General features: G+C 44.9%; 19 protein-coding genes and 1 pseudogene. 18 read left to right on the top strand and 2 right to left on the bottom strand.

Features of this window, described 5'->3' with window-relative positions; all coding sequences use genetic code 11:
* Nucleotides 1-31 precede the first annotated feature (31 nt).
* The 9 genes and pseudogenes from QF049_RS18245 to QF049_RS18205 all read left to right on the top strand — a co-directional run bounded on the left by QF049_RS18245 (nucleotide 32) and on the right by QF049_RS18205 (nucleotide 13,221).
* Nucleotides 32-716 (top strand): annotated as a pseudogene (locus QF049_RS18245) (ABC transporter ATP-binding protein).
* Nucleotides 717-734: 18 nt separating this feature from the next.
* A complete protein-coding gene (locus QF049_RS18240) occupies nucleotides 735-2,105 on the top strand; it encodes an ABC transporter permease (protein WP_307539461.1) in 1,371 nt (456 codons plus the stop codon).
* A 28-nt stretch (nucleotides 2,106-2,133) separates the two neighbouring features.
* Complete coding sequence (locus QF049_RS18235; RefSeq protein WP_192132791.1) at nucleotides 2,134-3,210, top strand: efflux RND transporter periplasmic adaptor subunit; 1,077 nt, start codon at nucleotides 2,134-2,136, stop codon at nucleotides 3,208-3,210.
* Nucleotides 3,211-3,781: 571 nt separating this feature from the next.
* A complete protein-coding gene (locus QF049_RS18230; protein WP_307539458.1) occupies nucleotides 3,782-6,226 on the top strand; it encodes a glycoside hydrolase family 6 protein in 2,445 nt (814 codons plus the stop codon).
* 538 nt (nucleotides 6,227-6,764) lie between these two features.
* On the top strand, nucleotides 6,765-9,101 hold the full coding sequence (locus tag QF049_RS18225) for a rhamnogalacturonan lyase (RefSeq protein ID WP_307543318.1): 2,337 nt from the start codon (nucleotides 6,765-6,767) through the stop codon (nucleotides 9,099-9,101).
* A gap of 637 nt (nucleotides 9,102-9,738) precedes the next feature.
* Nucleotides 9,739-10,107 (top strand): hypothetical protein, encoded by a 369-nt coding sequence (locus QF049_RS18220; protein WP_307539456.1) that lies wholly within the window; start codon nucleotides 9,739-9,741, stop codon nucleotides 10,105-10,107.
* A 69-nt stretch (nucleotides 10,108-10,176) separates the two neighbouring features.
* Nucleotides 10,177-11,277, top strand: coding sequence for an ABC transporter permease (locus tag QF049_RS18215; RefSeq protein ID WP_307539453.1), 1,101 nt, complete (start codon nucleotides 10,177-10,179; stop codon nucleotides 11,275-11,277).
* 193 nt (nucleotides 11,278-11,470) lie between these two features.
* A complete protein-coding gene (locus tag QF049_RS18210) occupies nucleotides 11,471-12,538 on the top strand; it encodes an FtsX-like permease family protein (RefSeq protein ID WP_307539452.1) in 1,068 nt (355 codons plus the stop codon).
* The gene (locus tag QF049_RS18205) at nucleotides 12,538-13,221 is read left to right on the top strand and encodes an ABC transporter ATP-binding protein (RefSeq protein WP_124117227.1); all 684 of its coding nucleotides are present in this window, start codon (nucleotides 12,538-12,540) and stop codon (nucleotides 13,219-13,221) included. The genes QF049_RS18210 and QF049_RS18205 overlap by 1 nt, the downstream gene beginning before the upstream one ends.
* Before the next feature lie 197 nt (nucleotides 13,222-13,418).
* Here QF049_RS18205 and QF049_RS18200 read toward each other — a convergent pair whose 3' ends face one another.
* Nucleotides 13,419-14,033, bottom strand: a complete 615-nt coding sequence (locus tag QF049_RS18200) for a histidine phosphatase family protein (RefSeq protein ID WP_307539449.1) — start codon at nucleotides 14,031-14,033, stop codon at nucleotides 13,419-13,421.
* Between the two features lie 181 nt (nucleotides 14,034-14,214).
* Here QF049_RS18200 and QF049_RS18195 point away from each other — a divergent pair, with 181 nt between their 5' ends.
* Both QF049_RS18195 and melA read left to right on the top strand, forming a co-directional pair.
* Nucleotides 14,215-15,228: an AraC family transcriptional regulator gene (locus tag QF049_RS18195; protein ID WP_307539447.1), complete on the top strand. Its 1,014-nt coding sequence runs from the start codon at nucleotides 14,215-14,217 to the stop codon at nucleotides 15,226-15,228.
* Between the two features lie 189 nt (nucleotides 15,229-15,417).
* Nucleotides 15,418-16,923: an alpha-glucosidase/alpha-galactosidase gene (gene melA, locus QF049_RS18190; protein WP_307539445.1), complete on the top strand. Its 1,506-nt coding sequence runs from the start codon at nucleotides 15,418-15,420 to the stop codon at nucleotides 16,921-16,923.
* Nucleotides 16,924-16,972: 49 nt separating this feature from the next.
* On the opposite strand, the gene QF049_RS18185 is transcribed toward melA, so the two are convergent.
* The gene (locus QF049_RS18185) at nucleotides 16,973-17,398 is read right to left on the bottom strand and encodes a hypothetical protein (RefSeq protein WP_307539443.1); all 426 of its coding nucleotides are present in this window, start codon (nucleotides 17,396-17,398) and stop codon (nucleotides 16,973-16,975) included.
* A 308-nt stretch (nucleotides 17,399-17,706) separates the two neighbouring features.
* On the opposite strand from QF049_RS18185, the gene QF049_RS18180 reads away from it, so the two are divergent.
* The 7 genes from QF049_RS18180 to QF049_RS18150 all read left to right on the top strand — a co-directional run bounded on the left by QF049_RS18180 (nucleotide 17,707) and on the right by QF049_RS18150 (nucleotide 22,685).
* On the top strand, nucleotides 17,707-18,066 hold the full coding sequence (locus QF049_RS18180) for a PadR family transcriptional regulator (protein WP_307539442.1): 360 nt from the start codon (nucleotides 17,707-17,709) through the stop codon (nucleotides 18,064-18,066).
* Nucleotides 18,067-18,132: 66 nt separating this feature from the next.
* Nucleotides 18,133-18,759: a permease prefix domain 1-containing protein gene (locus QF049_RS18175; protein ID WP_307543316.1), complete on the top strand. Its 627-nt coding sequence runs from the start codon at nucleotides 18,133-18,135 to the stop codon at nucleotides 18,757-18,759.
* Nucleotides 18,756-19,313, top strand: coding sequence for a DUF4825 domain-containing protein (locus QF049_RS18170; RefSeq protein ID WP_307539441.1), 558 nt, complete (start codon nucleotides 18,756-18,758; stop codon nucleotides 19,311-19,313). The genes QF049_RS18175 and QF049_RS18170 overlap by 4 nt, the downstream gene beginning before the upstream one ends.
* A 132-nt stretch (nucleotides 19,314-19,445) precedes the next feature.
* A complete protein-coding gene (locus QF049_RS18165) occupies nucleotides 19,446-20,216 on the top strand; it encodes an amino acid ABC transporter substrate-binding protein (protein WP_036672520.1) in 771 nt (256 codons plus the stop codon).
* A gap of 112 nt (nucleotides 20,217-20,328) precedes the next feature.
* Entirely contained in the window at nucleotides 20,329-20,988 is a 660-nt protein-coding gene (locus QF049_RS18160; RefSeq protein WP_105600918.1) for an amino acid ABC transporter permease, read from the top strand.
* A 33-nt stretch (nucleotides 20,989-21,021) separates the two neighbouring features.
* A complete protein-coding gene (locus tag QF049_RS18155) occupies nucleotides 21,022-21,777 on the top strand; it encodes an amino acid ABC transporter ATP-binding protein (RefSeq protein WP_307539438.1) in 756 nt (251 codons plus the stop codon).
* Nucleotides 21,778-22,349: 572 nt separating this feature from the next.
* Nucleotides 22,350-22,685 carry a DUF4190 domain-containing protein gene (locus QF049_RS18150; RefSeq protein WP_307539436.1) on the top strand — a complete coding sequence of 112 codons (336 nt, stop codon included), beginning with the start codon at nucleotides 22,350-22,352 and terminating at the stop codon, nucleotides 22,683-22,685.
* Nucleotides 22,686-22,790 lie beyond the last annotated feature (105 nt).

The following is a 22,790-nucleotide window of genomic DNA, read 5'->3' as shown; positions in this document are numbered from 1 at the left end:
ATTTAGCAAGTAGAAAGGAAGAAATGTAGCAATGCTTCAAGTTGAACAATTATCCCACTCGTTCCGCAATGGCCAGGGGACCGTTCCGGTGCTTCAGGATATCAACCTGACGATTGGAGAAGGCAAGATGGTAGCCTTGCGTGGGCAGTTCTGGTTCGGGTAAATCCACACTGCTGAATCTGATGGCGGGGCTGATGAAACCGGATCAGGGCAAGATTTGGATTGCGGGACAAGATATTGTACGTTTCAGTGAAAATCGTCTGGCTGAGTTCAGGCGCAGTCATATCGGGTTTATTTTTCAATCCTATGAGCTGCTGTCCAATCTTACGATCCGGGAAAATGTAGAATTACCCTTGGTGTTCATGGGGATAAGCCCTTCGAAACGCAAAGCAAAAGCATTGAAGCTGTTGGAACAGGTTGGACTGGGTGAAAAAGCAAGCTTGTTCCCGTCCCAGTTGTCGGGCGGTCAACAACAACGTGTCAGTATTGCACGTTCGCTCATTACCGAACCCTCGGTGATCTTTGCAGATGAGCCTACCGGGAATCTGGATACCGAGACGGAGGAAGAGATTATTGCGATTTTGCAGCAGCTTAACCGGGATATGAATACAACCTTTGTCATTGTGACACATGAAGCAGAGGTCGCAGAGCAGATGCAAGTTGTGCTTACACTGCAACATGGAATACTTGTCGAAGAGGCTGTAAGGGAAGTTTGAGGCAAAAGGAGAGGAAATGTGAGAATACGGGATGTAGCACGTATGGCCTGGGGACAGATCATTCGCAGAAAAATGGTCACACTGCTGTGTATGATGGGGTTGTCCATCGGCTCTGCCGCCATGATCATTGCACTTAGCGTGGGGCAGTCCGTACAGACCTATAGCGAGAAAACATTGAACGACAATTACAAGATGGATGAAATCACGATTACGCCCAATGAAGGCATACGTACTGGGAACGGCAAGGGGAATGGTCAGACATCGAAGTTTGAACGGGGAGCTTTGACGTTGGAAAAGATTCAGATTATCCAAAGACTTCCCCATGTTGCTGCCGTGGCTCCTATGTTAAAGCTGGATTCGCTGGAAATGGTGCTTCCGGATGGTCGCAGCACGTATGTTGAGGTCATTGGTACCCAGCTGGAGACCCTGGGCGGGTTTGGATACAAGTATGCTGAGGGACGTGGGGCAGAGGATGGTCGTATGGCGGTGACCAGTTATGGGACCGCATTCGGACTCGTAGATCCCAAAGTAACTCAGAAGTTATTCGAGCAGTTGAATGCTGATCCATATAACAATGCGCTTTTGGAAGAGTATATGACGATTGCATCGAAGCAGGATCAGCTCGTCCAGCAGCATGTTCAGTTTCGATATGAAGACTTTGTGAATGCGGGCAAAACCAGAATGAGCGGCTCCATACGTGTATCTGGAGAACTAATGAAACCCTCCAATATGGATGATATAACTGCTCAGGGTGACAAAAAAGTATATCTGCCACTTGATACAGCTCGTGCATTGCAGGATGAGCTTGGATTGCAACAGGCAGACAATAGTTCGGCCAAGCATCTTAACTCGGCTCTGGTCAAGGTTGAGGACAAACGTTATGTATCCCAGGTGGAAGAACAGATTAAAAAGCTGACGTTAAACACACAGAGTAATCTGTTCCAGGAGGAAGCGATGGCGGGTCAATTGGCGATGTACCAAAAAGCGGCATTGGGGATCGGTGGTTTTATCATGCTGCTTGCCTCATTATCCATTATTGTAGCGATGATTATGTCCACGCATCAGCGTCGTAAACAGATTGGTGTGATGAAGGTGCTGGGCGCAAATCTGTGGCAGATTCGACAGATGTTTATTACGGAAGCAGCGATGCTTGGATTAATGGGCGGCGTGGCTGGTGTGGGGATTGCCTTTGCTGCCCTCGGCGGGGTGAACAGTCTGCTGGCGAGTCAGATGGCAGATCAGATGAATGGTCCGATGACCGTCGTTATTCAGCAGTCGGCTCTGCCACTGGGCATCGTGTTTGCTGTTCTGGTTGGCATTGTATCGGGTATATATCCGGCAATCAGCGCATCCCGAACCAATGCATTAACTGTGATCAAATCAATGTAATTTTATCAGCGAAAGGGAAATTGGGCACATGAAGAAATGGATTAAAATCATCATCACCGTTGTACTTTTGGCAGGTGCAGGGTACTGGTTGTATGAAAAGTACAAGCCAAAACCGGAGGCACCTATAGAGATTCCGCCCCCGATTACTTTTGATGTGACACAGGAAACGATGACGCAAACGATACAGGTGAAAGGGAAATCCGTATACACCGATCAGACGGATATTTTCGCTCCGTATGCTTCCAACATCAAGCAGTGGCACGTGAAAAGTGGTGAGCAGGTGAGCAAAGGCGATATCCTTTTTACCCTCGATACTTCCACGTTACAAACGGAAGTAGAACAGTTGCAGAGTGATCTGGAGAAAGCCCAGCTGGAAAATAAGATGAATCAGGTTAGCCTGGATCAGGCGAATATGAGTGAGACGCTTGGCGTGACGGAAGAGGAGCGCAAGAAGGCATTTGCAGATCGGGAAGGTAAACGCCTGACGAATGAATTGAATCAAAAAGCGCTGGTCCTCAAGGAGAAGGAGATACAGAAAAAGCAGGCAGTAATAAGTAAGTCTGTTGTGTATGCTTCCGCTTCCGGTATATTTCAGATGAATGAAGAGGACAGCAAGACACGTGCGGTGACGGAAGGACAGCTGATCGGGTCCATTACAAATATCAGCAAACTGAAATTTATGACGATTGTTGGTGAGGAAGAAATGTTCAGGCTCAAGGTGGGAATGCCAGTTAAGGTGCGAATGACAGCACAGAAAGACCTGCAATTCACGGGGAAGGTGAGCAAGGTATCCAAATTCGCCCGCAAGAGTACGGATACGGACCTCAAGCAAGCATCCCAGTTTGACGTGGTCATTGATCTGAAGCCTGACGCCAGAATGTATGGAGGCGTGAGTCTGGAAGGCGATATCGAGACGATGCGGAAGGATAAAGTGACGGTAGTGTCCAGCCTCGCGATCATGCGGGATCAGACCGAGCCTTACGTACTGTTAGACAAAGGGAACGGACAGACAGAGCCGCTGACCATCCAGGCTGGAATGGAATCGGGGGACAAGACGGAAGTGGTTAGCGGGTTGAAACCGGGAGACATTGTCGTTTTGCCCTAGACGTAGGAATTTAAGAACAAGGCATTATATGTAATGATTATCTAGACGAAGGGTTGATTCGACCTTGAAAAACACGAGGTTCATTGTGGCATATAGCCAGGATGAACCTCGTGTGTCTTTTGGAGCAAGGGATGTCCAGATTCCTGCCTGAATTATGGAAAAAAATATAATTAAATTTATATAATTCAATTTACAGTAATATTTACATGTCGTATAATCAGAACATAAGGAGGTGAAACCAAACATCATGTTTGTAGATGGATAGGCGAAGACCTTTTTTTTTAACTGTTTGAAGAAAGCGCTTACCGAATTTAGGATTCAGACATCCCGTAGGTCATTATTCACACTTCTTCATGTCTAACACACGTTCAACCACACCCACCATATTATACTCATTCACATGATTCGCCCTCACACACCATTTGTTTGCTCAAGATTCCAGTTATACAACCAATTCTTTTGGAGGTGATACAACCAACTCATCCGAACGTTCTCTTCGTGCTAAGCATCATAATGACACAGAGGATCAGACATGAGTACAACCCAATCTAACTAAAGGAAAGGTGGAACTATGAAGACTAAATTGAAAACCAAATCGAGAGGTAAGAAGATCCTGCGCAAAGGTGTAAAACAAATGCTGGCAGCAACGCTGCTCGCTGCGGGGATTTTCCCTGGATTGTCTCCAGGCTTGACTCAGGCGGCTGAAGCACATGTGGATAATCCATTTGTAGGGGCAACGGCCTATCTGAATCAGGACTATTCAGCTCTCGTGGATACGTCCATTGCACTGACCAACGATGCGTCGTTGAAGGCCAAGATGGAGACGGTCAAATCGTATCCAACCGCAGTATGGGTTGACCGGATTGCTGCAATCTATGGCGGCACGGACAACGCTGGTCGCAAAAGTGTAGAGCAGCATCTTGATGCCGTTCTCGCTCAAAAGAAACCGGGTACACCGATCACCGCTTCATTTGTTATTTACAATCTGCCCGGACGGGATTGTCATGCACTTGCATCGAATGGTGAACTTCCACTAACACAGGCGGCACTGCAGACCTATAAAACGGATTATATTGATGTGCTCGCAGATATCTTCGCAGATCCGAAGTATCAGGACATTCGCATTATTGCTGTCATTGAACCGGACAGTCTGCCTAACCTTGTGACCAACCTAAGTACACCAGCTTGTGGTCAAGCCAGCTCAACAGGTATCTATGAGGCGGGTGTGAAGTATGCATTGGACAAGCTGCACGCCATTCCGAATGTGTACAACTATCTGGATATCGGCCACTCCGGCTGGCTCGGATGGGATAACAACCGTTCTGCAGCAGTAGCGCTGTATACAAGTGTTGTGCAAGGGACAGCCGCGGGTCTGAGCAGTGCAGATGGCTTCATTACAAATACAGCGAACACTACACCGCTGGGGGAGCCGAACCTGTCTAACCCTGATCTCAATATCGGTGGACAACCGATTAAATCTGCCAAGTTTTATGAGTGGAATCCTTATTTTGACGAAACCGATTTCACCGCTGCGCTGTATGCCGATTTCGTACAAGCTGGCTGGCCAAGCAGCACAGGTTTCCTCATTGATACTAGCCGGAATGGGTGGGGCGGGGTAGACCGTCCAGCATCTGCTACGGGCAGCAACATCAATGACTATGTGAATTCCGGACGTGTAGATCGCCGGGAGCATCGGGGGAACTGGTGTAATGCCAGTGGTGCAGGTATTGGTGAAGCACCTAAGGCTGCACCAGGACCAGCGCATCTGGATGCTTATGTATGGGTGAAACCTCCGGGTGAATCCGATGGCTCCAGCTCCGAAATACCGAATAACGAAGGCAAAGGTTTCGACCGGATGTGTGATCCAACCTTCACAACTCGGGATGGTGTATTAACAGGTGCGTTGCCTAATGCTCCGGTATCGGGTCACTGGTTCCATGATCAATTCGTGGCACTGGTGAAAAACGCATTCCCTGTACTTCCTGCAAGTAACGGTGGAGGCAATCCTCCGGGGGGAACAACAGCTCCGGCAGCACCAGCAGCATTGACGGCTTCTGCCGGTAACGCTCAAGTCTCCTTGACGTGGACTGCTTCTACAGGGGCTACAAGTTATAGCGTGAAGCGGGCACTGAGTGCTTCAGGTCCATTCACAACGATTGCAGCTAATGTAAGTGGAACATCTTACAGCAACACCGGCCTGATCAATGGTACAACCTATTATTATGTGGTAACGGCAACAAATGCAGTAGGTGAAAGTGTTAACTCTGCAACAGCAACAGCTACACCGGTTGCAGGTGTAACGGCGCCAGCTGCACCGACTGCTCTTACAGCAACTGCAGGCAATGCGCAGGTGAGCCTGACGTGGACCGCTTCTACAGGTGCAACAAGTTATGATGTGAAACGCGCACTGAGTGCAACAGGTCCGTTCACAACAATCGCGGCGAATGTGAGCGGTACGTCCTACACCAACACTTCCCTGACGAACGGCACAACGTATCATTATGTGGTAAGTGCAGTGAATGCAGCAGGGCAAAGTGCCAATTCTGCTGTAGCTTCCGCGACACCTCAAAGTGTCGTTGTTCCAACGAGTAATCTTGTCGTGCAATATCGTGCTGGAGATACCAATGCTCAAGATAGCCAGATCAAACCGTATTTCAACATCAAAAATCTGGGTAGTACTGCTGTGAATCTGAGTGATCTGAAGATCAGATACTACTTTTCCAAAGAAGGCTCGGCTGCGATGGATTCTGCCATCGATTACGCTCAAGTTGGTGGAGCCAATATCCAGCGGACCTTCACAGACTCGTATGTGGAACTGAGCTTCACATCTGGCGCTGGCAGCATTCAGGCTGGTGGACAGACTGGAGACATCCAGCTTCGCATGTACAAAACAGACTGGTCCAACTTTGACGAGACGAATGACTACTCTTTCGATCCAACCAAAACATCCTACCAGGATTGGAACAAGGTAACACTCTACCAAGGTGGAAACCTGGTATGGGGCATTGAGCCTTAAACTTTATTTGTAACTGTCTTAACCGCGATCCTCAGTGTGTTAGAGGATCGCGGTTTTTGCTATGCATTACAAGAGTCATTCTAGATTGAAGTTCTTGATCATAAGAACGATTCGTAACCGGAACGGATAACCCTCAGAGTTGCAAGTACTTATTTCCTAAATGAGACTCCTAAAAACACTGATTATTAATCGTTTTGGACGGATATTTGCCTAGGGTCTGGCAGGCAGGATGTCTATAATAGAACCCGATGGGCGGGATCACCTCGCTCGGATTGGAAAGAGAATGAAAGGGGGACCGCACTCCGGTAGTCGGGCAAGCTGATTTCTCTTTTTTAATTTTGTAAGCGTAATCATTATGGATTGGAATCTTTCGTTGAAGAAGGCCTGTATGGATTATCGAACGTATAATTATCATCGATGTGTATAAGCGTTACCCATTCTGTCTCAAGGAGCGTGAAGGTGGATGAACTCAGAAACAACAGCGCCGGTACATAAGGGATCGGTGTCAGGTCTGCAATCCGGTCGCAGGAAGGCTCGTATGCCACTTGCAGCCAAGGTGCTCTCTTCGGCACTTAGCGTAGCTTTGCTCATTGGAGGAACAGCTGGCGTTACGGGAGCAGCAGCTTCGAACGGTAATGGGGCGACAGAGGCTAGCCTGCAATCACATAAGGGAGGCAGTCACGTGAAAGAGATTCAACTGGAATATCTGGATCGGGGACTGGTGGCTGCTTCGACATCTGAAGGGGTGTTTCTCAGCTGGAGATTGCTTGGTGACGAGGCCACAGGGTACAGCGACAAAGGGCTGACAGGTACGGACTTTAATGTCTATCGTGATGGCAAAAAGATCGCAACCGTCACCGACAGCACCAACTATGTAGATGCCACAGGCAAATCATCGTCTCGTTATGAAGTGGCAGCGGTGAACAAGAAGGGCAAGGAAAGCAAACGCAGTGCATCCGTCAAACCTTGGGCGAACGGCTATGTGGACATTCCACTGCAAAAACCCGCTGATGGTGTGACGCCGGCCGGAGAAGCTTATACTTATTCTGCCAATGACATGAGCGTAGGTGATGTGGACGGGGATGGCCAATATGAGTTTTTCGTCAAATGGGACCCTTCCAACGCCAAGGACGTATCGCAAAAAGGATACACCGGTAAAACTTACATTGATGCTTACACCCTGGATGGACAATTACTGTACCGGATCGATCTTGGGGTCAACATCCGTGCAGGTGCTCATTATACACAGATGCTCGTTTATGATTTTGACGGGGATGGCAAAGCCGAGATGATGTTTAAGACCGCTCCGGGCACAAAGATTATCAAATATAACAAAAAAGGAAAAGTGACATCCGAGAAATACATTACACTTCCCAAGCAGGATCGTAAGGCAGGGTACACGAACGAAGACGATTATCGTTTAAGTGCTGACGGTTACTACGATCATGTGGTGGATATGTTCAGGAACTGGCATAAACACGACGAGGTTGTGAAAGGGAACTGGCCTGCGACATTGGAAGAGGCTTTTGGAATGGAGAAAAAATATAACTACCCATTATCTCAGCAGGATGCCGAGAGCCTGGCCGACTACTTCATTGATGTATATGCGGTAGAACGCAGCAACCGAAATGAGTTGCGCAAGTTCGAAGGTTTTATCGTGGATGGACCGGAGTACGTTACGGTATTTGAAGGCAAATCAGGCAAAGAGCTGGAGACCATCCCATATGAACCTGAACGTCATGATGACGGCCTGATGTGGGGAGATTATGCCATGGCACGGATCGAACCGGGCAATCGGGTAGACCGTTTCCTGGCAGGTGTGGCGTATCTGGACGGCAAGAAACCGTCTGCAATCTTTGCACGCGGATATTATACACGTTCGACCATGGTTGCTTACAACTGGGATGGCAAGAAGTTGAAAAAGGAATGGAAAGTGGACAGCGGCTGGACACCGATGAAGAACCCATTCAATGACGGACCGCACGGCGTGGATGGTACAGATCCAGAGTACGGTTCCATAACAACCCAGGGAGCGCACTATTTTAGTGTGGCGGATGTGGATGGAGATGGCAAACAGGAGATCATCTATGGCTCCGCTACAATTGATCATGACGGCAGCGTGCTTTACAGCTCAACAGACCTAATGCCTGCCGAGAGTGCTGCACCGGGAACCATTGCTCGACTGGGTCATGGCGACGCACTTCATGTGGCAGATATCGATCCAGATCGTCCGGGACTTGAGATTTTCATGGTTCACGAGGGTGGCCCTTGGGCGCCGTACGGCTATTCCCTGCGTGATGCGAAGACCGGAGAAGTAATCTATGGCGGATACACAGGGAAAGATACCGGTCGCGGCATGGTGGGGGATGTTGATCCGACTCGTCGTGGACTGGAGACATGGGCTGTAGGTTTGTGGACAGCTAAGGGTGAGAAAATCAGTGATCAGATGCCGGGAACAAATATGAATATCCGTTGGGCTGCCGATATGACGACACAGATCGTTGATGGTGCGATTGATGTTACACCAACCATCAAAGACTGGAATCGTGGGACGTTGCTGACGGCAACAGGCACCCTGACCAACAATCACACCAAAGGTACGCCTTCTCTCGTAGCTGATATCTTCGGGGATTGGCGGGAAGAGATGCTGGTGAGAACCACCGACAGCTCAGCAATTCGTATCTATCTGAGTACCGAGAAGACGGACCGCAAGCTGTACACGTTGATGCATGATGCGATGTATCGTGTGGGCATTGCTGGACAGAACAGTGGATACAACCAGCCTTCCTATCCGTCCTTCTACATGGCATCGGATATCGACTGGTCGAAGGTAACGCTACCTAAGTTCTACACGCCAGGTAAGGGCGGGAAATAAGCAGGCCGGAGTAATAATAGCTAGCAATAGCAACATAACATGTGTTCATGATCAGCCTGTAACGTAACGCAGCGTCGTTAGTTTTAAGAGTTGGCATCGAAGCTTGGAAGCTCTGGAATCCCAATGTGTCCCGCACATGGAGGTTTCAGAGCTTTTTTCACATAAGGATCTGCGGATAAAGCTTGGCGTTTTCTCAGCCATCCGTGTTACGTCTTTCTTTTACATCGTTGGAGTCTAGATGCTCGGTAGCAGCGAACGCTTTAATGGTGCAGTTTCCTTGATCATGGATCAATGTGGTGATGAAGCACTTGGAGATCAATTGTTCTATAAAAGAACCGTACGTAAAATTGCACCTAACATACTCAATCGTAACTTCCAATCAAAAACCAAAATGTGGCTGTTATTTCTCAAAGACAGGTTAAATTATTATATTGTTCATTAGTAATGAACCCTGATAAGGCAAGACGAAGAGGCTTTACTCATTTTTTTGATGATAACACATTACATATGACCTATTTGGAATGTAAACCCAGTGTAAGATTAATGTTAAATTTTAGTAATTGTATTGAATGGCATTTCTTTTATGGTAGTATCTGTATGTAACCACAAAACAACCCAAAAAGAGTGAAATTTTCACATGAAAAATCTGCTTAAAAAATCGTTGACTTCACTAGGTATCACCGCAATCTTATTAGGTACGATGTCTTCTGTTTCCTTTGCCTCAATTTCCTGGGATTCTTCTGCTACTTGGTTTGGTTCCGGGGCGAGAGCCAATGTTAGCGCAGTTACTAGACAAGACAATGAACCATACAACTACCAAATATCCGTGTCTGCCAGAACAAATGATGGTTCAAATGGATATAATGTAAAAAATCCTGCTAGATCGACGGATACAGTGTCTATCAATTTTTTAACTGGTGGGGCTGTAAGTAGTGGGACTTCTACTCATGAATGGGTTATGGTCGGAGAAAGTGGGTCCGTATCAAAAACGATCAATTTTAATTAAATATTAGGAATACATAGCGTGAATAAGGCCTAGTCCGCCTTATTCACGTTTTAGTTATTGGAGGCGACTATGCGACAAATCTTAAAAGCTATATTCGTAAGCAAAAAAATATTCACTATAATTTTTATTGGATTCCTTTTAACGACTCTACCCATCTTAATTGCTCTCTCGACCCAAAGCTATTATGAAGAACATTTTTATCACTCAAAGAATGGACACTTTAAAAATTATTATTCTGTCACGCTAACCAACTTTCAGAATGTAGACTTACTTGAGATTCAAGAATTGGCAGAAACTAATTTTAAGGATGCTAGTGTGATTACAGGTGATATAACGGTTACGGAACCAGAGATAGGGCAAATTCAAATCATAGGTCTGCTAAATCCTGAAAATTGGTCACCGCCTTTGATTAGAGGATCTAATATAGTCTCCAATGTAAACAATGAGATTATTGTAGGCAGATTGATATCCGATCATATTGGCACAATTAAAGTATTGGATCATCAGTACATGATCAAAGGAATCGCAGGCAAAGATTTAGGAGATGATTTAATTAATGTTTATAACTTTAAAATGTATGTTTATATGAATGAACTGCCTGATTCTATTAAACAAAACATAATTAAACAAAATGCACTACAACTCATAGTCAGGTCAAATCAAAATCCGGAGACCGAAATCAATCGTTTTATATCCGAGCTTTCACAACAACATTCAGGATTACAAGCGAAGATTGTAGATGAACATGAAAATTATAAAAAAGAAAAAAATGCAAGACAAGGTGTCAACGAGGTACTCAGTTATCCATACAAACTTTTTTTGATCGCCCTGATCAATTGTATTAATGTGAGTTATTTATGGATTTATTCAAAAAGGAAAGAAATTTCTTTAAGAAAAGCTTTAGGAGCGAGTAATTTCAATCTATTTGTTCACATCGTTAGCCAACTCACTATCTGTGCAGTTCTGGCAGGTACCTGTTCGATCTTGATCCAGTGGTTTTTAAGTATACTGAGTCTCAAAATTCTTAATGTGACTAGCTATTACATTAGCGTAAGCTTTAGTCATTTTATTTTCGGAATACTAATTACGCTTGTCATTTCGGTGATAACAGCCATAATCCCATTTTTTCATATGTTGAAAATTGAACCTGCAAAGGCATTAAAGGAGTAGTGCCATGTTTAGAATACGAAGTGCGTTACACTCATTAAAGAGTAGATGGGTTATTTCGATTTTGCTACTTATTCAGTTCACATATGGATTTTCAACCATAACCGGTTCTGTCAATATTTTTTACAATCTATCATATCTAAGCAACCAATCGATTCTGGACTTGAAAAGCACATATTTAGTGGTGCCCGAGCGGATGACAGGAGGACTCCTGAAAGGAAAGTTTAATCAAGACCAAGTAAAAGAAATATACACCAAACTTGATAATGACCCGGATGTGGTTTCCTATGGTACGTACTATGAGGATATTGTTATGCTTGATCTAAATGAAGATAAACTTGACAAGAAAATGGTAGTTGAATTGACGAAAACTAATCTTGGATTTGATATGCCTTCGATTAGTGCAATTGTCTTGGATCAAAATTATTGTCAGCTTTTAGATTTAAAATTGAAACCAGGACAAGGGCTCTCAGATGAAGATTTCAATAAAAATCGCAATGAGAACGTACAAGTACTTGTTGGCTCCTATTTTAAGAAATATTACAAAATCGGCGATGTCATTAATGGTCAGTACACAATTAACGGTTTCTTGCCTGACAGATATATTGTTAACAACAATACATCAAACACTTATCAGAAAGTGGATAAAGTGATGTTGATACCAATGTCTAACGATATTTATAACAACTATGACTCGATGTTTACGAGGTTACATTTAGGTACTGTTTTGAAATTGCGTGAAAATGCGGACATGGAGAACTTGAAGGAAATTATTCGATTACCTGAAAATGATGTACTGTTAAGCTTGAAGAGTTTAGAGAGAGAAGTAAAACAAAATGTTAGGGATAATGCCTATATCGAAATTCCTCAGCTCATTCTAGGAGCATCATTCGTTATTTTTTCTGTAATTGGCATTGTAGTTACCACTATTGTTTCTATTATGATCAGGAAAAGGGAGTTTGGGGTAAAGCTGGCTCTGGGGGAAAGTAAACTTGGGATTCTGGTCCAAATTACTATAGAGAATTCAGTAATTGGCATCACTGGCGTAGCCCTATCCATAGGTCATTTTCTATGGAAATATAGTAGATTATTACAGTTCTCAAGCGAATTCGACTACGCAAGTCCATTAGACTATAAATTAAATAGTCCAATCCTTTTCTTTATTATTCTTGTATTGTTAGTAATCATTGTGATATCAAGCTGTATTGTATATCTATTTATTCGGAAACTAGAGCCTAAATCTATGATTGGAGGTATGGAGTGATGGACCAACTGATCCAGTTAAAAGAGATCAAGAAAATATATCGTCACAAGCATCATGAGACTTTTGCTCTGGATGGTATTAACCTGAATATTCAACGGGGAGAACTAATTGCTATTATGGGACCCTCTGGTTCTGGCAAAAGTACACTTTTAAATATACTAGGGTTGATAGACTCCCCTACAGAGGGGGATTTCTTTTTAAAAGGAAATTCACTTCAAAAAATAAAAAATCATAAAATGCATAAGACTAGAAATCAAACTATCGGATTTGTTTTTCAATTCTTTGCTTTGTTAAAAGATTATTCCGTACTTGATAATGTGGCCTTGCCCCTAACATATAGAAAATTAGCACATAAAGACAGAATTGCCAAAGCTAAAATGTATATTGAAAAAGTTGGTCTAAAGGAACATATAAATAAAAAGCCTGATGAACTCTCAGGCGGACAACAGCAGCGTACTGCAATAGCCAGAGCATTGGTTGGTGGGCCTGAATTAATTTTAGCTGATGAGCCAACGGGTAATCTGGATCAAAAAACCGGCGAAGAGATTATGAACCTATTACAGCAGCTCCATCAAGAAGGAAAAACTGTTATTATTGTGACTCATGATTTAGAAGTCGCTAAAAGATGCAACCGTGTCATAGAAATTATCGATGGAAAAATAAATAAAGATCAGGCCCAGTGAGCAAAAAAGGGACTGACGAAAAAGTTGAGGGGTTAACGGATAAAGTAACCGTTGGCATCGATACTTAGAAGCTCTGGAATCTCCCATGTGTCTTGGCATATGGAGGTTTCAGAGCTTTTTTACATGAGGATCGGAGGATTGGTGGACATCACTTGGCGTTTTTCAATCTATCCGTGGTACGTCTTTCTTCTACATCGTTAGTTAGAGTCTAGATGCGCGGTAGAAGCGAATGCTTTTATGGTGTATTTACCTTGATCATGGATCAAGGTGGTGATGGAGCACTCGGGAATAAGCTGATTCTGCATCGCTACAAAATCGGGATGCCAATCGTTAAGCTCGCGCTCGGTGAAGGTTTGCACCAGAAAATCAGTAATGAGTCCACCATGTGTAATTACAATAATGTTTCGGTTCTCCGGCTCATCATTAGCCAATTCAGTTAGCAGGGAGGCCAGACGTTCACCAGCCTGTTTGGCCGAGTCTCCGACCGGTGGAATGTAATCGGGGTCAGACGTACATCGATCCCACATGGCAATAAATTCTTCGAATGACTGATCCGGGCAATCTCCCCAATTGGCACGTTCGCGCAGGCGAGGATCTTCGGTTATGTGTGCGTGGGTATGGCGGGCAATCATGCTTGCGGTTTCTTGGGAACGTCGAAGTGGGCTGGTCAGGATTTTAGTAATAGGAAAGTCAGCTCTGGCAAAATGAAGTGCTGTGGCTTCGGCTTGTAAAGCCCCTTCGGAAGTGAGGGGGACATCACCGATTCGTCGTTCTTTGAGACCGTGTCTCACCAAATGAAAGGTGGTACTCATGAGTGGAAACCTCCTTAGTTATAGACAGTTTACATAAATGATTAGATTATATACTAATTATATATTTATCTAATTTAATAATGCAATGAGGCTTCTAACCAAGATAGTTTATATCCACCCGACAGAATTGTTACAATGGAGAAAAGTGAGGATTGATCGTTGAAGGACTGGAGGTATGCACATGAGTATCACTGAGCGCTGGACAGGAAGCCTATATCAGGAGGCATTGCGAACAGAGGACTGCGGGCCGCGTTTTTACGCGTACTATTACAAGCAATGGGACAACTACCGTATGTCCTATCACCATCATGATTCCACGGAGATCATGTATATTATTTCGGGAATGTGCCGGGTGGATGTGCAGATGCCGGATGGGAGTTCGGAACAGGCTGTTCTTAAAAAGGGGCAGTTCATTATGCTCGACGCTGGTGTCCCGCACCGTTTGCTGGTGGAAGATGGCGTGCCTTGCCGGATGCTCAATGTGGAGTTTGGATTCTCCGGATCGACAGCCGGTCAGCTGTCCATTCGACAGCTCGTACAGGAAGAGGAAGAAGTCCACACTTTGCTGGCTAATGCCTCGCCATATCTGGTACTGCCTGACCCGGAAGAGGTGTATCACATTATGAAAAGTCTGGTGCTGGAACTCGATCAGCGTGGTCTGTTGGAGCAGGGAAGATCGTCTGTCCCAATAGGCGTTATTCCCAGAGAGGACCGTGCACAACACCGCGAAGCCCGAAATCTGTCATCCCCGGAACAGGGAATGTTGGTGCGTACGTTGTTCATCCAGTTGATCGTCCGTGTGGCACGTCTGCGTGGGGAAATGAACCGGAGTGCGCCAGATCAGAAGGAGCTGTATGTCAAACGAACCATTGAATTCATGCATCACAATATGGATCGCAACATTCAGATGAAGGATATCGCGGCAGCCGTCAATCTGCATCCGGGTTATTTGCATCGCATTTTCCGTCAGCACACGCAGCGTACACCAACCGACTACCTGACGATGCTTCGCATGGAGAAGGCCAAGATGCTGCTTCAGCAGACCAATATCCCGATTTCAGAGATATCCGATTATGTCGGGGTAGGCAGTCGTCAGTATTTTCATATGTTATTCAAAAAATATACAGGTCGTACGCCAGTTGAATTTCGCTCCTCTATGGAACGACATGTCAGTCAGTACCCGCCGGATGAATGAGCCGATTGCAGTTATTTTCGAATACATATCGATTAGTGGATCTGGCACATAAAAGTTAGGATTTTTGACAACAAGATCTTGAACAGGTCATGATTTTGATAACGCTTCCCTATTTGCCGTTGGTACAATGATTTCATGAAGAGAGTCATTAACCGAAGCGAAAGATTCGGATTAGGGGAGGATATAAACATGTCGTTTAAAGTGGCGTTTATCGGGGCAGGAAGTATCGGATTCACACGGGGATTGCTGCGGGATTTGCTGACGGTACCGGAGTTTAACAACATCGAAATTGCGTTCTGCGATATTAACCAACACAATCTGGACATGGTGACTGAGCTGTGTCAGCGGGATATCCGTGAGAATGGATTGAATATTCAGATTCAGCCGACAACGGATCGGAAAGAAGCGTTGAAAGATGCGAAGTATGTACTGTGTACGATTCGTGTTGGGGGACTGGAAGCATTTGCAACCGATGTGGATATTCCACTGAAATATGGGGTTGATCAATGTGTCGGCGACACGTTGTGTGCAGGTGGCATTATGTATGGACAACGCGGAATCGCTGAGATGTTGGATATCTGTAAAGATATTCGTGAGCAGAGCGCACCGGACGTGCTGCTCTTGAACTATTCCAATCCGATGGCGATGCTCACATGGGCCTGCAATAAGTATGGCGGTGTGCGGACGATCGGACTGTGTCATGGGGTACAACATGGTCATCATCAGATTGCTGAAGCTTTTGGTTTGAAAAAGAGTGAAGTGGATATTGTCTGTGCCGGCATCAACCATCAGACTTGGTATATTCAGGCTTCTCATGAAGGTAAAGATCTTACAGGTGATCTGCTCGAAGCTTTTGAGAAACATCCAGAGTACAGCCGTACCGAAAAAGTACGGATCGATATGCTGCGCCGCTTCGGATACTACAGTACGGAATCGAATGGTCACCTGAGTGAATATGTGCCGTGGTACCGCAAACGTCCGGAAGAGATCAACGAATGGATCGACCTGGGCAACTGGATCAATGGAGAGACAGGTGGCTATCTGCGGGTATGTACCGAGGGACGCAACTGGTTCGAGACTGATTTTCCTAACTGGATGAAGGATGAACCGATGCAATTCATTCCGGAAAAACGGGGTGAGGAGCACGGTTCGTACATTATTGAAGGGCTGGAGACGGGACGTGTCTATCGCGGACATTTCAATACCGTTAATAATGGAGTAATCTCGAACCTGCCAGATGATGCGATTATTGAGGCACCGGGATATGTGGATCGCAACGGTATCTCCATGCCGCATGTAGGGGATCTGCCCCTTGGCCCGGCGGCGGTATGTAATGTGAGTATTTCCGTGCAACGTCTTGCGGTTGAAGCCGCAGTGAACGGAGACGACAAATTACTTCGTCAGGCGTTCATGATGGACCCGCTCGTGGGTGCCGTATGTAATCCAAAAGAGATCTGGCAGATGGTCGACGAGATGCTGGTTGCACAGGCCAAGTGGTTGCCACAGTATGGTGATGCTATCACTGCCGCAGAAGCGAGACTCGCTGCTGGTGACTTGATTCCAACGAAGGAATATGAAGGTGCAGCACGTCTTAAGGTGAAAACGGTGGAAGAAATGAAACAGGATCGCGATGCTGCCAACAAAAACGCGGGTGAATCCGATAAAGGGAAAGATAGAGAGAAAGTGCAGCAATAGATAAAAAGGCGTAAGGGCCTCTCCGAAATTGGAGGGGCCCTGTTTGTTTTTATTTTTTTTCGACACCACGGATCACAAAGGCAAAAGAGGTATCACCCAAGGAAACCTGCGAATTTTGAGGGGATGTCCACCGGGCAAAGGCTCCATAATAATGAGTTCCTTTTTCCTGTGACAACTGGAATGAACCTTCTCGCAAAGAGATGGGACGTGCCTTCCCATTCACATATTCAACCAGAGTGAACTCGTCAGGGGGTACATTCGTATCCAGATGAATAGATATATTCTCACCTACCAACACGGAGACAGGTACTTTACCTTCCAGCAGTTCCATATCCCCTGCATAGTCAGCACACATTCCCCAGCAATAACTGCCCTGTATAGCAGGAATAGAGATGCCGCTTTCGCTCTGAATAGTTGGCGTAGGTAGCTTCTGAGGTAAGTTTGGCTCCGGTTCTTGAACCTGTTTTAATCCCATTTTGGCTTCCTTTACATTAGTTTCTGGTGGTGTTGCGGTAATATTTCTAGGGTTACTTGGAGTAGGATTACAGCCGAATAATATCAGCAAAGTTGATAGGCATACCAGTGAAGTCAATGTTCTGATCGTATTTAAGAATTGTATTCTAATCACCTCCCTGATATTTTCCAGACGAAAAACAAGAGAGGAATGTTGCTAATGTTGCTCACTGCGCGTCATATTTACCATGTGATGTATATTACCTTTACAGACATAGTAATATGTCTTATAGTATACACAGGATTGAAGAAAGTCGGTGAAACTCGCAGATGGATGTGCAAGTGATTAACAGTGATCTGATTCGGGGCAATATTGACCCCATCATTCTGAGTGTACTTATACCCGCAGATAACTATGGCTACAGCATTATTAAGGAGATCTATCGTAAGAGCGGAGAGCAGTTTGAATTGAAGGAACCTACGCTTTATTCCAGTTTGAAGAGGCTGGAGAAGAGTGGATATGTGGAGTCCTACTGGGGGGAAGAGACGCAGGGAGGACGACGCAAATATTACCGAATTACATCGCAAGGCCTCGAAGCCTATAGAGAGCAGGTTCATGCTTGGCAAGCAGCCAAGGCACTGATTGATTGCATGATTGTCACTGGAGAAAAAGGAGATGAAGACCTATGAGATTGGATGCTCGCATCACCCGTCATGTGAATCGTTTGTTCGCTCACGCACAAGATACATTAGACAATCGAGAAATTAAAAGAAGAGATTCACAGCAATCTCGTTGCGCGGATTGACGATTATATCTCGCAGGGGATGAGTGAAGAGAAGGCGTTCCAGACCGCCATTCAGTATATAGCTGGTATGGATGAAGTGATGAGTGACCATCGAAGGGTACAACGTGTTCCTTACTGGACAGCGTTGTTGCAGTCTGCTCTGATTTATAGCCTCATAGCCTGGATCATTACCATTCCAATGAGAGTGCTGATGCAAGGCTCCGCCATAAACAATCTGCTTATGATCGTGAGTCTCATTGTTGGTGGCACATATGTATTATATCTGTTGATTAACAAGTCGAACGGTTCTGCAACTTCCGTGAAAACAACGGTTATTCGAATCCCTGCCTTAGTGCAGTGGAATCGCAGAATATGGTGGTTGTGGGCGGCATTAATACTCGTACTATGGGGAACGCAGGCGGCGTTGCGATTTGGAAGCAACATCTGGTTTAATCGACCCATTCAGGTGGATGGACCTTATCAGTTTGCTGTGATGGCCATTGCCTTTGCTATCCCGTTACTGAGCGTTATTATTCCTTTGGTAGTGCATCGTGCGTATCGGATCATTAGCAAATATGAAGTGAGTGATGTGTCATGAGAGGGAAAAATATATGGATTATTGCACTCGTTGTTCTCGGTGTGGTTGGCCTCGCGTTCGTTGAGGGGTTTGTTAATCCGAGGAACGAGGCAAAACAGAATCGATATGAAGCAGAGCAGCAAAATCCGCTGACACATGATTTTGCCGCTTTAGCCAAATATCGCAGTCCCTATATGGGTGATAATTCAAACCTTAGTCATCTGAATCAGGCTTTACCTTTACGTGAAAGATTGAATGGTTACCAACTGTACCCGGAGACGTTCACGGTCCAAGTGAATTATAGCTTGGATACGCGTGAGATGGATGCAGAGGAACTTGAGCGGATACTCGTATATAATGCGGTTGCGAACTTTGTTATGATCGATAATCTGGAGCAGATCGTCTACCAGTTTGAGAATACCAGCCATACCTTACGTCGTGAATCTGCCCAACAATGGACAGGTACGGAATTAAAGGAGCTTCAGAACCCGGAGCTATGGAATTCGACTGTACGCGAGAAGCTGGTAGAACCGGTACAAGTGAAAGAGGCTTTTTCACAGATTGTTGACAATTAAGCTGCATGAAATAGAAGGAAATAGGCGAGAGACTCGACTCTTCTTCCATGCTATGTTATTATAAATCTCTGATAACGTGGTAACGAACTAAAGCGTTTGGGTTTTGGTTATAGACATGGAGGGGTTTGAGAGATGAGAAAAAAAGCGATTCTACTATTATTCATTAGTATATGTGTATTGATTGTGGCGGGTTGTTCCAGTTCCGCAAGCAAAGACGATAACACGATTGTTGTAGGGATTGACGATAAGTTTGCTCCAATGGGCTTCCGGGACGAGCAGAATGAAATTGTTGGTTTCGATATTGATTACGCAAGAGCTGCAGCGGAGAAAATGGGTAAAGAAATCACATTCCAACCAATCGACTGGTCTTCCAAAGAGTCAGAGCTGAACAGTGGCCGGATCGATATGATCTGGAACGGGTACACCATTACGGATGAGCGTAAAGAGAAAGTGCTCTTCACGAAGCCGTATTTGGAAAATAGTCAGGTAGCCATTACCTTGGCAGACTCACCAATTACGAAGCTGGATGAACTCGATGGCAAAAATGTGGGATTACAGGCGCTATCTTCAGCAGCAGATGCATTGGCAGCAAGTCCTTTGAAGGATAAAGTGAAAGCTTCCGAATTCAAGGATAACGTGCTTGCACTGACGGATCTGAAGACAAAACGTCTGGATGCGGTCATCATTGATGAAGTGGTCGCGAGATACTACATGTCCAAGGAAGAGGGAACATTCAAACTGCTGGATGAATCTCTTGCACCGGAACAATATGGAATAGGTATCAAAAAAGGCAATGAAGAGCTTCTGAATCAGCTGCAAAAAGCGCTGGATGAGCTGAATGCAGACGGAACAGCAGCTAAGATCTCCACTCAATGGTTGGGTGAAGACAAGGTTCTGAAATAGGCAGGTTACACACCTGATATATAGTTAGAAACAAAACGGACCCCGTATTCCACGCTGGAGCGATTTATGCTTCGGAGGAATGCGGGGTTAACAGATTAGAGGAGACAAAACAATGAGTTGGGATTATCTATCGACCATTTTAAAACCGATGCTAGAGGGTGCGCAGACCACCATTTTCATGTTCTTGCTCGCGATCGTGTTATCCGTGCCGCTTGGATTTGCGGTCACGCTCGCGATGAGAAGCCAGATTAAACCACTGGCATGGATTGCCCATACGTATGTATATGTGATGCGAGGAACACCGCTACTGCTCCAAATTCTATTCTTTTGCTTCGGTTTACCGTTGCTGCCGGTGATTGGAGAGTATCTGGTGTTTGATCGTTTTGTTGCGGCAGGGATTGCGTTCATCCTGAACTATGCGGCGTACTTCGCTGAAATCTTCAGGGGCGGACTGCTTTCCATTGATAAAGGTCAACATGAGGCAGCGAAGGTACTGGGGTTAACAAAGTGGCAAACGATGACCAAAGTCATTATTCCTCAGATGATTCGTGTAGTATTGCCTGCAACGGCCAATGAGTCCATTACGCTCATCAAGGATACGGCACTGCTCTATGCCGTGGCTGTACCTGAGCTGTTGTATTACGCCCAAGCGGCGGTAAATCGCGATTTGCAGCTGATCCCTTTCTTCGTGGCAGCGGTTATGTATCTACTCATGACACTCGTGCTCACGGTGCTGTTCAAGGCACTGGAGAAGCGGTTTTCATTTGAATAAATTAAATCTGATCAATCAAAGGACTGTCTGCATATGACACATATAATAGAAGTAAATCAGTTGAGAAAATCATTCGGTACACTTGATGTGCTGAAACAGGTATCCTTCAACGTGGAACCAGGCGAAGTAATTGCCGTGATCGGGCCTTCTGGTTCGGGAAAAAGTACGATGCTGCGCAGCCTGATTCATCTGGAGGATATTTCGGGCGGAACAATTCGTATTCAGGATCAGACGTTGGTTGATAATGGTCGTTACGCGGGTGCTGCGGATATTCGCAAGATTACGGATCGCATGGGTATGGTATTCCAGCATTTTAACTTGTTCCCGCATCTGACCGTACAGGCTAATCTGGAACTCGCACCGAAGACTTTGAAAAAAGAAAGTTCAAGCGTCATCAGGCATCGCAGTCTGGAATTGCTCGGCAAAGTAGGGCTGTCGGACAAGGTTGATGCCTATCCAGCCAATCTGTCCGGTGGACAGAAACAGCGTGTTGCCATCGCTCGGGCACTGATGATGCAGCCAGACATTCTCCTGTTCGATGAGCCTACATCGGCACTCGACCCGGAACTGACCGGGGAAGTGCTGCGCGTAATCAAACAACTTGCGCAGGAAAATATGACGATGATGATTGTCACGCATGAGATGGGCTTTGCCCGTGATGTTGCGGATCGTGTGTTCTTCATGGATAACGGGGAGATCGCAGAGGCGGGGCCGCCAGAACAGATCTTTGGCAATCCAAAGCTTGCACGTACCCAGACGTTTTTGCAGCGGGTGAAAGTGGAAGGATAGAAGGCATTCCAAATCTAAGAAATGTCAAAAGAACGCAATCCTATGAGTAATAAGGGATTGCGTTCTTTTTTTGAAAATAATAGCTTATGTCCACAGGTATATATTCCAGATAATCAGTACAAGGGTCAACAAAATATAAGTTGCTACATTCCAATGGGTTCGAATTCTAAATGTCGTATAACTCATGATTCCAAACAAAACGATGCTAAAACATAAAACAGCTACATTATTTTGATAAAAAGCAATAAGTACAAGCATCAAAATCATAAGTATATTCAGTACTTTATCTATTTTCATAAATGTCGATCCTCCTAATATAATCCAGAAAGATATTACTACTATAATAGTATATGTATGTTAGAAGAATTATCTGTTTGGATCATTGTAGTGATAAATGGATTTTAAACTTCATACTCTTGGAGTACACTGTGGAGACTTATACTTCAATTTTTGTGTACAGATGATGAAAATAAAATAAAACTAATAATAATTCATAGTTTACAAATTATGGAGGTGACTATTTCTATTAAACTATTTTAATGAAATTACTTAATAAATAGGGAGGATTTACCTTGGAACATCGCGAGAAGGAGGTGAATCGTTATTATAACGATTCACCTCCACCTTATGTAGTACCAAAAACCAATAGCAAATCGATTGCAGCTCTTGTCTTGGGCATACTGTCCATCATGATTCCATACGTGGGATTATTGATTGGTATTGTTGCTATCATCATTGCCTCCGTATCGCTCAAAGAAATTAAGAACCGCATGGAGCAGGGGAGAGGATTAGCGATTGCCGGCCTTGTCTGTGGAATCATCAGTGTAGCTTTATACTTATTACTGATTGCGCTCGTGCTATTATTTACTTTCGCTATCTCGAGTTCTGATATGTACTCTACATACTAGAAATATGAAGTTAGCAATCTTAAATTGTATCTTAAACTAAAAAAGCAAAGGCGTACTTTAAACTCACACCTCTTGTTGACCAGAAGAGGGTGGGGCTTAGGTACA

Source organism: Paenibacillus sp. W4I10 (assembly GCF_030816325.1).
GTDB lineage: Bacteria > Bacillota > Bacilli > Paenibacillales > Paenibacillaceae > Paenibacillus > Paenibacillus amylolyticus_B.
The sequence above is the reverse complement of the archived record's forward strand: the minus strand, read 5'-3'. Positions and strand labels throughout refer to the sequence as shown.